The organism is Pedobacter africanus (assembly GCF_040548825.1).
GTDB lineage: Bacteria > Bacteroidota > Bacteroidia > Sphingobacteriales > Sphingobacteriaceae > Pedobacter > Pedobacter africanus_A.
This window is the reverse complement of sequence record NZ_JBEPSL010000002.1, coordinates 1-12,052: the sequence shown is the minus strand read 5'-3', so window position 1 is coordinate 12,052 and position 12,052 is coordinate 1. Positions and strand designations below refer to the sequence as shown.

7 protein-coding genes are annotated in these 12,052 nt (G+C 44.0%); 4 read left to right on the top strand and 3 right to left on the bottom strand.

Annotated elements, in window-relative coordinates; genetic code table 11:
• Positions 1–98: 98 nt before the first annotated feature.
• From ABIE26_RS10300 to ABIE26_RS10285, 4 genes are read left to right on the top strand one after another with little or no spacing between them, the layout of a single operon-like run.
• Positions 99–3,233, top strand: coding sequence for a TonB-dependent receptor domain-containing protein (locus ABIE26_RS10300; RefSeq protein WP_310143387.1), 3,135 nt, complete (start codon positions 99–101; stop codon positions 3,231–3,233).
• Positions 3,234–3,241: 8 nt separating this feature from the next.
• Positions 3,242–4,675, top strand: coding sequence for a hypothetical protein (locus ABIE26_RS10295; RefSeq protein ID WP_310143388.1), 1,434 nt, complete (start codon positions 3,242–3,244; stop codon positions 4,673–4,675).
• Positions 4,676–4,696: 21 nt separating this feature from the next.
• Positions 4,697–6,277: a calcineurin-like phosphoesterase family protein gene (locus tag ABIE26_RS10290; RefSeq protein WP_310143391.1), complete on the top strand. Its 1,581-nt coding sequence runs from the start codon at positions 4,697–4,699 to the stop codon at positions 6,275–6,277.
• A complete protein-coding gene (locus ABIE26_RS10285; RefSeq protein WP_310143392.1) occupies positions 6,277–7,620 on the top strand; it encodes an alkaline phosphatase family protein in 1,344 nt (447 codons plus the stop codon). The genes ABIE26_RS10290 and ABIE26_RS10285 overlap by 1 nt, the downstream gene beginning before the upstream one ends.
• A 175-nt stretch (positions 7,621–7,795) precedes the next feature.
• Here the strand turns inward: ABIE26_RS10285 and ABIE26_RS10280 are convergent, their stop codons facing one another.
• From ABIE26_RS10280 to ABIE26_RS10270, 3 genes are all read right to left on the bottom strand, one after another.
• On the bottom strand, positions 7,796–9,127 hold the full coding sequence (locus ABIE26_RS10280; protein WP_310143393.1) for a ComEC/Rec2 family competence protein: 1,332 nt from the start codon (positions 9,125–9,127) through the stop codon (positions 7,796–7,798).
• 176 nt (positions 9,128–9,303) lie between these two features.
• Entirely contained in the window at positions 9,304–10,260 is a 957-nt protein-coding gene (locus tag ABIE26_RS10275) for a hypothetical protein (RefSeq protein WP_310143396.1), read from the bottom strand.
• Between the two features lie 207 nt (positions 10,261–10,467).
• The gene (locus ABIE26_RS10270) at positions 10,468–11,625 is read right to left on the bottom strand and encodes a serine hydrolase domain-containing protein (protein ID WP_310143397.1); all 1,158 of its coding nucleotides are present in this window, start codon (positions 11,623–11,625) and stop codon (positions 10,468–10,470) included.
• Between the last annotated feature and the right edge of the window lie 427 nt (positions 11,626–12,052).

The following is a 12,052-nucleotide window of genomic DNA, read 5'->3' as shown; positions in this document are numbered from 1 at the left end:
GTATTTCAATGAATTCGTAAAACATTAAAAACAAAACAAATATGCAAAAATTTTACCCGGGTTGCAAATACCCGTTATGGTCCTTATTTAACCTAAAAATGAAGTTAACGATAGCCCTTCTGTTTTTTTCTAACCTGCTCATCTATGCAGGTCCGATCTCAGGACAGTCCATGCATGAGGTAAGGATCAATCTGTCTGCCAGGGAAATGCCAATTAAGGATGTCATAGGCATAATTGAAAAGCAAAGTAATTTTGTCATCGGCTACAAAAACATAGAAGCCATGCAACACAGGAAAATTACCATTAATGCAAAAGGAAAATCTGTTGCCGCAATCTTAAGCGAGGTAATGGGCGCGGTAAACATTGAGGTCAAACAAATCAGCGACAAGTATATCATCATCAATCCGATCAGAAACCTGATACCTACCATAGTATCCGGGGTCATAAAAGACAAAAGAACCGGTGAAACGATTCCCGGGGTCAGCGTAAAGGTAAAGGGCACTGTCATTGGTACGCAGACCGATATTGATGGTACTTACAGTCTTTCTGTTAAAGAAGATAAAGCTGCTTTTACGCTTGTAATTTCCTATATCGGTTATAAAACCCAGGAATTCAACATCGCGCGCGCTGCTGCCACGATCAGTCAGAATGTGCAGCTGGAAGAAGATCATTTGGGGCTGGATGAAGTCGTGGTTACCGGTCAGGGTATTGCCGTCAGCAAACGTCGTCTTTCTACCAATGTGGTCAGCATCAGCGGTGCGGATATCGAAAAGACCCCCGGTAGCCGTATAGATCAGTTGTTACAGGCCAAACTGCCTAATGCACAGATCAGACTGACTGGCGGACAAGCTGGTTCTACTTCTATCATACGTGCAAGAGGTGTGGTTTCTGCATTCATGAATTCTACACCTGTAATTTACGTGGATGGGGTGCGGATGGATAATCTGAATACACCTGCTACATTGGCCGGTGGTTCGGCCTCTGGAGCGGGGGTGAGTGCACTTGCAGATATCCCCATGGACAACATCGAGAAGATAGAATATATCAATGGTGGTGCGGCCACAACCTTATATGGTTCGGATGCAGCAAACGGGGTGATCCAGATCATCACCAAAAAAGGCGGATCGGAACGTACAGCCATTACGCTAAATGCAGAAGCCGGACCTGAAGTGTCGACAGATGATTTTCTACATTTCAAGAGAACAACGGACATGCTTTTTGAAAGCGGAACTTTCCAGAAGTATAATGTCGGCATCAGTGGCAGCAAAGGCGGTCTCGGCTACAGCTTCACCGGTGGTTACCTCAACAGCTCCGGTGTGCAGATTATGAAACAGAATGCCAATAAGCGCATCGATATGCGTTCGGGTTTCAGGGCAAATATTGGTGATAAGGTGACCTATGAAAGTAGCTTTACTTTTGTTAACAACAGTTTCAAGCGTAGTAGAAATGGTAACCAGGGAGGGTATACCGGACTTTGGTTCCTGGAGAGCGGAGCATCAAAAAATAGTGGGCCAGTTAAAAATCCATTGATCGATGATTTAAGTGAAGCTGATTTTCAGTCATTGAAAGATTATGTGAGGGAAGCTGAACGCCTGCAGGACAATGAAATTGTGGTGAACCGTTTCCAGACTTCGCAGACTTTCAACTATCGTCCGATCGAAAACCTGGCAATTAAGGCTGTCGGTGGTATTGATTATCGTAACACCAGAAATAAGATAATTACCACCAACCAGTATATCACACATACCACCGGAAATGTAAGCACGGCTGGCGGAACCATCAGCAATGCAGACAGAAAATACTGGGGCTTAACCCTGGAATTAAATGGTCAGCATAAGGCTGAACTGGGGGATTTCTCTTTTGTCACAACCTTTGGAGGCCAGCTTTTTCGTAATGAGGACCGTCAGGTGGCGTATAACGGCACCAATGTGAGAGACGGCATGCGGGACATCAGAAAAGTTGGTGCTACTACTTCCAATGAGGTATTTACAGAGGTCGTCAACTACGGGGTGTATTTACAGGAAAATTTTGGTTTCAGGAATAAATTTTTTATTGATCTTGGTTTACGTGGAGATGGGAACAGTGCTTTTGGAAAGGATGTGGGCGTACAATATTATCCGAAAGTTGGGTTTGCCTATATCCCTACAGCAGAACCCTGGTTCACTGCTGCGCTTCCAATGATTTCCTCGGCGAAGTTGAGAGGAAGTTATGGTCTGGCAGGTAATTTTCCTCCGGCGTTCAGAAATGAGCGGATAATAGACTTCTCCAGTTACCTGGGCGCACTCGGCGCTGCCTTTGGTACACCAAAAGTTGATCTGAGACCTGAAAAAACGGGCACTTTAGAGGCTGGCCTGGATCTTGGGCTTTTACAGGACCGCCTGGTATTATCAGCCGGATTTTATCATAGCATTACAAAAGATGCATTATTTACAGTACCAGCTACCCCGTCTACAGGTGAAATTGCCACAATCAGGAATGTGGGCAAAATTCTCAACCGCGGCCTGGAGTTTAGCATCAATGGTACTCCTTTAAAAACAAAAGACATGTCATTGTCCCTGAATTTGTCGGCAAATACCTCTTACAACAGGGTTTTGAGCTCAATGGGCAGTCCCCCTTTCAATTTGAACGGCTTCAGCGAGCGTACGATTCAGACAGTAGTCCAGGAAGGCTTTCCTGTTGGTTTCATTCGTGCAGGTTCTGGTACTTTTGGCGCTGATGGGGTAATGAATTCGACGACACCTTTGCAATACCTTGGGACAACTATTCCCGACCTGTATGGCAGCATGGGCCTAAACTTCCAATTTAAGGATTTCAACCTGTTCGCTAATGCGGACTACCAGTCGGGAGCCTATGCAAGTAATTGGGACAAACAGTTTCGCTTCAACTATGGAGCCGGCAATGAAGGAATCCCTCAGGGTGAGATCGATAAGAATGGCAGGACAAACTGGTTGAACTTTACCAACATGTTCGTAGAGAAAACAGATTTTATAAAAGTGAGGACTATCGGTGCAAGCTATCTCTTCCATGGACCTAAGCTGGGTAAGGCGATCAGGAACCTGACCATAGGGTTCAGCGTTGTCAATCCTTTAAATTTTGCTTCTTCTGCTTTTGATCCGGAAAATACTACAAGCGGTAGTGCGCAGGGACAAGGTGGCGCAACCACAGGTGGTGTTTCTTACGCTACCTATTCTGCACCCCGTCAATTTTTAGGTTCTGTTAAAGTTAATTTCTAATGTTCACAATGATGAAAAAAAATATAATTTATCCCCTGGTGGTAATGGTAATGGTGCTGGGCAGCTGCGAATTGGTAGAGGTGGAAAACCCTAATGTTGGTGAAGACCGTTTTCTGGGTTCCGGGAACTCCTCAGTGGAATGGACTGACGGCATGCGCCGGCAAATGAGTGTGATGGTTGGCTCCAATACGGAATTTACGGAATTGGTGTCCGATAATTATTTCAATAATTATACTTCCAGCAGCAAGGTGTTTGACATTCCTCAGATCAATTTCTTTGATCAGGATGTTGCTAACCTGCAGGCCGGCATTCATCGTACGATGGAGATGTGTGACTATGGGCTGACTAAGGTTTTTCCTGCCGATGCCAGTTCGACTCCTGCGCAAAAAGCTGAACTGTTGATGTATAAAGCGTACACCCATCTTTTGAGTGCCGACCTTTTTGTTGGCATGCCTGCCAGGCCGCTAGGAGAGGTGCTTTCTCCAGATGCACACCGCAATGCAGCCATTACCCTGCTCAACGAAGCACAGTCTTTGTTCACTGCGGCTAACGACCGACTGGTTTGTGCACTTTTGAGGAGCCGTGCTTATTATGGCATGGGTAACGCACAACAGGCGCTTACAGAAGCAACTACTGCACTCCAAAATCCGTTGTTACTGCGACAGGTAATGTATGGGACGACCAATGGACCTGCTAATAATTTCCAGGGCAACATCTATACTACAAGTGGCAATAATCCTTTTGCGCCGCTTCCGAGACTGGATTTCCTGGATCCTAAGTATTTTAATACCAATGCAACTGCTGCACTGGATCAAAAACCCATTGCTATCGCAAAAGCAGAAGAGGCCTACCTGATCCTTGCCGAAGTTATGGCTTCGGCGAATAACCTGAGTGGTGCCCGGACTGCCTTGAAAGCGATGCTGACAGAATGTGTATCAAAAAGGATGACAACCAGTATCAGCGACAAGGCTGAAACACGCAATGGAGGTAATAAGGTATATCCTTTAACGGCCATGAAGGTGAAGTTCGATGCAGCTTCTTCTGAAAAAGAAGGGTACATCTACAACAGGCAGGCTGGCAATATTACGGCTTATCAGGTTTCCGGAACAAAAGTCACCGCTGCTGAGATCGATGCGGCAAATACACAAGACGATCTTTTGTACCTGATATATCTGATGAGACAAGAGATCTTCATCGCCGAAGGCAGGCGCATGACGGATCTGGGTATCCGCTTCCCGGTTTCCGAACGTGAGCAACTGGGGAATAGCAATGTGACCCAGGCACATAGCCAGGCTGTTATTCCTGCTTTCATTCCCAAAAACAGGGAAATGGATGATTTTGAGATCAACACAGCCACAGGCGTTGTGACTATGAAACACGATATGAACAAGGTCTTGATACAGCACAAAACGGCGGCAGGTATCATGCCTTTCATCAATTAAGATTCTAACTATTTTTTAATCATGAAAAGTTTAAAATTAATGGCATTGGCCACCCTCTTCAGCACGGGGCTACATGCACAGGACAGGGTAAAAGGCTTCGTTTATCATGATGTCAACAACAATGGCAGAAGAGACGGTAAGGAAACAGGGATTTCGAAGGTCGCGGTAAGTAATGGGGTTCAGGTGACCTTAACAGATGAAAAGGGCTGGTATGAATTGCCAGTAGGAAAGGACAACGGCATTTTTGTCATCAAACCCAGGGGCTATAAAGTACCCCTGAATCGAGATAATTTACCAAAGTTCTATTATCTGCATAAACCACAGGGTTCTCCGGCTACATTGGAGTTTAAGGGAGTAAAGCCTACAGGCCCACTGCCTGAATCTGTAGATTTTGCTTTATTACCACAACAGGAGACTGATGATTATACAGCTTTAATTTTTGGCGACCCTCAGCCTTACACGGCTCGTGAGCTGGAATTTTTCGAGAAAGGGATCATCCGGGAAGTAGCAGGAATTAAAGGAGTGGCCTTCGGCTTAAGTCTGGGTGACCTGGTGGGTAACGACCTGAACTTACACCAGCCTTACATCAAAGCAGTCAAAAAAATTGGATTGCCCTGGTATAACCTGATTGGTAATCATGATATGAATTTTGATGTCAAGACCGATTCTTTATCAGATGAAACTTACGAAGCGAATTTCGGTCCGGCTAATTATGCCTTCAACTATGGAAAGGTCCATTACATCATTCTTGATGATGTTCTATACCCTAATCCCCGTTCAGGAAAAGGTTATCTGGGTGGTTTCCGTAAGGATCAACTGGATTTTGTAGAAAATGACTTAAAATTTGTAGATAAAGACAAACTGGTTGTACTTGCGTTTCACATTCCTTTAGAACATCGCAACGGCGATACATTTCGTAGTGAAGACCGTCAACGATTGTTCGACCTTTTAAAGGATTTTCCAAATACGCTTTCATTGTCTGCCCATATGCATACGCAATCGCAAATTTTCTATGGTACAGCAGAAGGTTGGAGACAGGAGCAACCGCATCACGAATACAACGCAGGGACTACTTCCGGCGATTGGTACTCCGGTCAGCTGAACGAACAAGGTGTTCCTGCTGCAACCATGCGCGACGGCACACCTAAAGGTTACGCATTCATTCATTTCAAAGGAAGTCAATATGTGATCGATTACAAAGTGGCTGGTAAGGATAAATCTTACCAGATTGAGGTATTTCATCCGAAAGTGGTTGGTCATGGGAAAAACACCAGGGCTGGTATTTATGCGAATTTCTTCATGGGGCATCAAACAAATCTTGTGGAGTGTAGGATTGATGATGGCAAATGGCAAAAAATGACCCCGGTAAGTGCCGCTGATCCCGCTTACCTGGCAGAATTGCACCCCTGGGACACCTCTGAAGAATTGCTTGCTGGCAGAAGGCCTACCAATGCAACAGACAGTCCACATTTGTGGAGAACAGCAATTGCAACTGACCTGCCGATCGGCACTCACAGCATAGAAGTGCGTGCAAAGGATCGTTATGGGCGCATACATACCCAGAAAAGTACTTACAGAATTGAAAAAGCTAAAGAATTGTAATGAAAACCAATTTTATAAAAGAAATACTGCTGGTTGTTTTGACTGCATTGATCCTGCCGGCATTTTCTCAGACATCCAAACATGTTATATTGATCAGCATTGATGGCTTTAGACCGGATTTTTATCTGGATAACAGCTGGCCTGCACCAAACTTACAGGCTATGGTGAAGGAAGGGGCACATTCGAAAGGAGTGAGGGGTATTTTTCCAAGCGTGACTTATCCTTCACACACCACGCTGATCACAGGTGCGCTCCCGGTACATCATGGCATCACTTACAATACCATGCCGAATGAAAAAGGAGTATACGAGTGGACGACTGACAGCCGCAAGATTAAGTCGGAAACGCTATGGCAAGCCGTGAGAAAAGCGGGAATGAAGTCGGCATCTGTTTCCTGGCCAATCTCCGTTGGTGCCGAAATTGACTACAATCTCCCTGAAATCTGGTCGTCCAGTGATATGTCTGACCGCAGATCAGCCATCAGGGAATTTGCAACACCAAAGGGGTTTTTCTCGGAAATTGAAGAATATGCCATCGGTAAGGCAGAGATCAATGATTTGAACTTGCAATACTTAACCATGGATGAAAACAACAGCCGTATGGCCGCGTATATCATACGTAAATACAAGCCCGAATTTCTAAGTATTCACATCGTAGGCGTTGACGGTGCCCAGCATAAAGAGGGGCGTAGGGGTAAAGGCGTGTTAAAGGCCCTGGCTTCTGCGGATCATGCGGTAGCCAACATTCTGGATGCCCTGATCAAAGCCGGTATAAAGGACAGTACTACCGTAATTGTAACCGGCGATCATGGTTTTGTAGACATCAATAGGGTGCTTGCACCAAATGTGTGGCTTAAGGAACTTGGTATTGACAGTGAGGTTGGTGTTGAAGAACCTGTAGCTAAATTTCAGGCAGCGGGCGGTGCAGCATTTTTCCACCTGAAAAACCAGAAAGACACAACACTACTGGTTAAAGTGCGTAAAAAACTGGCTGAACTTTCTGATGAGTACAAATCGCTTTTCCGAATTGTGGAGCGTGCCGAACTGGATAAAATAGGGGCTGATCCACATGCAAGTTTCGCGTTGGCTCCAGTTAAAGGGGTGTACATCCAGGACAAGGACTCGGGGCCTGTACTCGGCCCAACCAAAGGCGGGGCACATGGCTATTTTCCTGATATTCCTGAAATCCAAACCGGTTTTATAGCAGTGGGACCCGGCATCGATCAAGGATCAGTTGTTGAAGGGGTTTCTCTTGAAGATATAGCACCTACCGCTGCTGCACTTTTAGGTATCAGGTTTAACGCACCAGACGGTAAAGTGCTGAAGGTGCTGGTAAAAAACTAGGTGTTGATTACTTAGTGGGGAAGAACCCAAAAGTCCCTGCCCCCCTCTTAACTTAACAGAATTGGAAAGATCTCCGGCTTAAGCCGGAGATCTTTTTTTGTCTTCTAATAACATGGGTTTACAGTTTTTGAGATAAATTTATTTCAAAAATGAATGAGCATATTCTAAAATTTACTTAGGGATTTAATTGCCATTCATAGAGATTCCAGACATCGTTTTTCCCTTGAATGCTCTCCAGCATTTGGGCCATGATCATGCGTGTACCATCACAGCGAAGGTTGATCATCCCATAGCGGATTGTTGATGTATTTATATCAGTAGACCTGGCCAGTTCTGTAGAGAATACTAAGGGGCATTTTGAGCGGGAGTATTTGCCTGAACAGCCTACTGCATCCGCTCGTGGGTGGGCATACGTATTGTTGTCGCCCGAGGAAATGACCGTAGCCAGGGGATTCACTTTCGCCATGAAATCAATTGTGAACTCAGAAGCTCCGTGATGGCAGGATTTGGCTACATCAACCTCAAATGGATTCTCCGCTCCATAGTGGCTAAGCAAATGTTCTTCTGCCGGTATATTCAGATCTCCGCCGAATAAAAGGGTTCGTGTACCATAGGTTAACTTTAACACCAGACTGTGACCGTTTACTGTATGGCTTTCAGAGTCACTGCCTTCCGGGTTCGGGAAAAAATCGAAAGCCAGCTCGCCGCTTAACCGGGTTGGTATCGGGCCCAGTACATCAATTGCAAATGGCTGCCCGTTGATTTCCCGGGTCGGGAAAGTGTCTTTGTGATCCAGTCGTTTGAAATCCTGTAATCTGCCCTCAATCTTTGCGGTGTTAACTGCATTTAAAAAGCGTTGTTGAAGCTCCTGCATACCGCCATGATCCTTCAGCCGGTTCAGGTCTTCCAGTGTGTTGAAGGTTGTTACAAGGTAAGGCTTACTGTCTTTTTTTATCTTTTTCCCCAGCGTGGTATTGTATTCCGGAGGTCGTTTCGCTTTGTCACTGTCGAACTTGGCGATACCATTGTGGTAAATGGTTCCGAAGCTAAAGTTATCGTCATTCAGGATCGGTATCAGCCCTTCATAATGGTCTTTGTCGAAATGGCTGATAAACACCAAGTCAAAATGGGTTTTCTGGCCATTGTTGTAGGCAAATTTATACTGGTAATAACGCAGGTAACGGAACAGGTTGGTTCCCGGCCCGCCATCGATCAGCATTTTTATGCCTGCCTGATCACCTCCAACTTCTATTAAAGCACCATCGCCCTGACCCACATCTGCATAAAATACTTTCAGGCCCGGTTGATTGATCAGGTGTTTTTTCTGCAGCCAGCCCTCTGTATCAAAAGCGAAGACCTTTTGCCATTTTTCTGTTTCATCGGGGAGTAGTTTGACAAAGGACCCCATAAGAATGCGGTTGATTTTTCCCTGTTTCTTTTCGCCTTTTTCGATGGTAGAGTAGATGTCTGCGTAGAGACTGCCGATAGCTTTGTACTGATCTGCCATAATGATAGTAGATTGAGGGTTAATTGAACTAGTTAGCTTTGTATGAAGATACTGATTCTTAATTGTAAATTAAACAAAAGAGTAAATTGTTATGGGATAGTTATCCTCTACCCAATTCATTTAAAATATCATCAAAGGCTTTTGCCTAGCTAGGTAAAAGTAACTGGAGTTTGTGTTTAAAGCGCCTCGATTTCTTTGATTGTAAGCTTAGTCAGCTTTGAAATGGTTTCGACTGGAAATTTATCTTTTTTCATTTCACTGGCAATTTCCACAGCTTCATCGTGGCGGCCTTTGGCCTCGCCTTTTTGAAGGCCCTCGGCCTCTCTTTTCTGTAGTAAATATTCTTCAGTTCCCATAGGGGTAGTTCTTCCGGTTAATGCTTGAAGTTCTCTATCAAAAGTAATCATCATTTTAGGGTTTTCAAAATTCATATAGTACTTAATAAAATTCATAATGCCTTTGTGTTTAACTACATCAAGTTTTCTTTTTGTCAGCTCTCGGTTCAGTTCGTGTTTTATGGCTTTTAATTCCAGGTCGGTTACCTTCTTTTTTCTAATGGCCGATAGCGCGGCGAGGATAACAACAGCAAATGGGTTAGGGTTAGCTTGTAAGACGGCTTCCTGCTGATCCAGTATTGAATAAACGTTGTATTCGTAAGTCAGTTTAGTACCTAAGAATGCATCAACATAAGGTTTAGGCCTGAATTTTTTATTGCTCCCCGTTATAATGGCAAGGGCGGTAATCGATACATTGTACTTTTCCTTCATTAGGTACCAGTACCGGATCATCCTGGAACTAAAGTCTGCCTTGCCACGCTGATTTTGGACCTCCACATGCACTGCGATCCATTTTTCAGTTCCATCTTTTAGATAAACCTTAATCAGTTTATCTACATACCGTACTGTTGCCGCATTTTCTTCGTACGGGAAGAAAGGGTCAAATTCTTTGTCCAGGTACTCACATTTTCTGCTAAAATCAAAAAGGGCATCCGCTTCTGGAAAGAAAAACCGCAGGAAGTCTTCAGATACGTCCTCAACAATTGCCTTCCACAAGAAATCATCTCTGCGGCGCGGCTTTCTTCTGGCTTTTCTTTTCTGTTGCTTTGGTTTAGCAATGCTGCTGGTTAATTCCAATTTTATAGGTTTTATAATGGCAAACCTAAGCCCTTGTTTCTCAGTTAACAAAACTATTTTCATTTCCGGAACCTGTCCGGAAATGACTATGTTTTTTAGAATAGGATTTTGTTTGAGGGAGTTTTGGATAAGCAAACAGAATAATGTTTGGCAGCGTGAAAATTATCTGAATCTTGCAGAATTGGATGCTCAAAAAACTAATTATTTCTAACGTTTTGCTTGTTTCTCGTTCCAGGGAATGTAGTTTTCCCAGTACCACGGTGTATAAATATCACCAATGGCATAAGCCAGCAGATCACGAAAGATACTTTCCCCATTGTCGGAGTTTGTCATGATCACAATAGCTGTTTTTTTCTCTGGAAAAGCAATTGAGTAATGGCCCCAGCCCCGGTCATTGCCTTCTTTGAAAAAGCCCCGGCCATAAGGCGTCTGGATGATTCCGAAACCCAGGCCGTAGGCAAGCTCTATATTATCGTTCAGCGTACTGTCTTTCCAGGATAATGGCCCGAATTGTTTAATAGAACGTATCCTGATCTGCGGGCTGGTCATTTCTTTCCACTGTACAGGTTTTAAGCCTTTGCCCTGCAACAGGGCGGTATAAAACCTGATGTAATCGTCCAATGTAGTGACCATAGATCCGGCCGCATTAGCATCAGTACGCCGGGGGAAATCAATGGTATTGCCATCGGCATCATGGCCAACCACCAGTTCATCTTCGAAAGCCGGTTGCCACTTATAGCTTGTATTAAACATTTTTAAGGGATTAAATACCCTTTGCTGGGCCAGCGTTTCAAGATCTGTATGCGTTATTTCCTGAATAACCACCTGCAGCAGGTACATTCCTTCACCAGAATAGCTTACCCTGCTTCCTGGTTTAAACTTGATGCGGAGTTTTTTATCGGGTTCAAACCAGCGGAAATTAGGAAAACCGGTAGTATGGCTTAAACACATCCGTGCAGTAATTTTTTCGTACCGTTTATCAGCTTGCAGATCACGGTAGTCCTTTAATTTTCCAGGAAACGTATACGAGAGTAAGGGCCTGGGTAAATACTGCACCAATGGTTTATCAAGGTTCAGGATGCCTTCGCCAACCAGTTGCATAACAAGGTATGCAAAAACCGCTTTGCTAAAAGATGCACCGTAAAGGTAGGCGTTGGGTGTCAGCCTTTTTTTGTCAGGTAAATTGGCATAACCAAACGTTTTGGAATAAACCGGTTTATTGTTATTAAAAACGGCAATACCAAGGCCGGTAACCTTTGCAGTATCCATAAGCTGCCGGATATATGTAGTAAGTTCGCTTTCACTAACGTGCTTCGTGTCCAGGCGTTTAATGGTTTGCGCCGGGGAAGCTAAAGCCAGTAACATTACAGGCAAAAGCAAAATTGAACAGTGAGCGAGAACAGTTTTCATCATGGGGCCTTGAATTTGCTATGACATGAAATAGGATAATAAAAAACAATCGAGCGCTGATTATTGTTTAATTTTTTGAGCCAATTATATTCTGAATTGTTCTTATCATTCAAAAGCATTGTATGCTTAGGTATTGGTGCAATAGCGATAAATAAATCACTATTTCTTAATTAAACTGTTATGGCAAAGTATTCAGAAAAAGCATCTGAGAAAGTAGAAAAAACGATGCATGAAATGAAAGAGGGTAAAAGCTAGAGACACGGTTTATTTTACACTCCCAGGGAAAGAATTTCTTCTTTTGTTAGCTTGGTCAATTTGATTATTTCTTCAATTGCATAACCTTCAGCAATCATTTCATGGGCCAGTTCAACTGATCTTTCAT

What these genes read in the sequence shown, in the direction of transcription:
- ABIE26_RS10300 (WP_310143387.1), top strand. Translation starts at nt 99, where the DNA reads ATGAAGTTAACGATAGCCCTTCTGTTTTTTTCTAACCTGCTCATCTAT.
- ABIE26_RS10295 (WP_310143388.1), top strand. Translation starts at nt 3,242, where the DNA reads ATGATGAAAAAAAATATAATTTATCCCCTGGTGGTAATGGTAATGGTG.
- ABIE26_RS10290 (WP_310143391.1), top strand. Translation starts at nt 4,697, where the DNA reads ATGAAAAGTTTAAAATTAATGGCATTGGCCACCCTCTTCAGCACGGGG.
- ABIE26_RS10285 (WP_310143392.1), top strand. Translation starts at nt 6,277, where the DNA reads ATGAAAACCAATTTTATAAAAGAAATACTGCTGGTTGTTTTGACTGCA.
- ABIE26_RS10280 (WP_310143393.1), bottom strand. Translation starts at nt 9,127, where the DNA reads ATGGCAGATCAGTACAAAGCTATCGGCAGTCTCTACGCAGACATCTAC.
- ABIE26_RS10270 (WP_310143397.1), bottom strand. Translation starts at nt 11,625, where the DNA reads ATGTTACTGGCTTTAGCTTCCCCGGCGCAAACCATTAAACGCCTGGAC.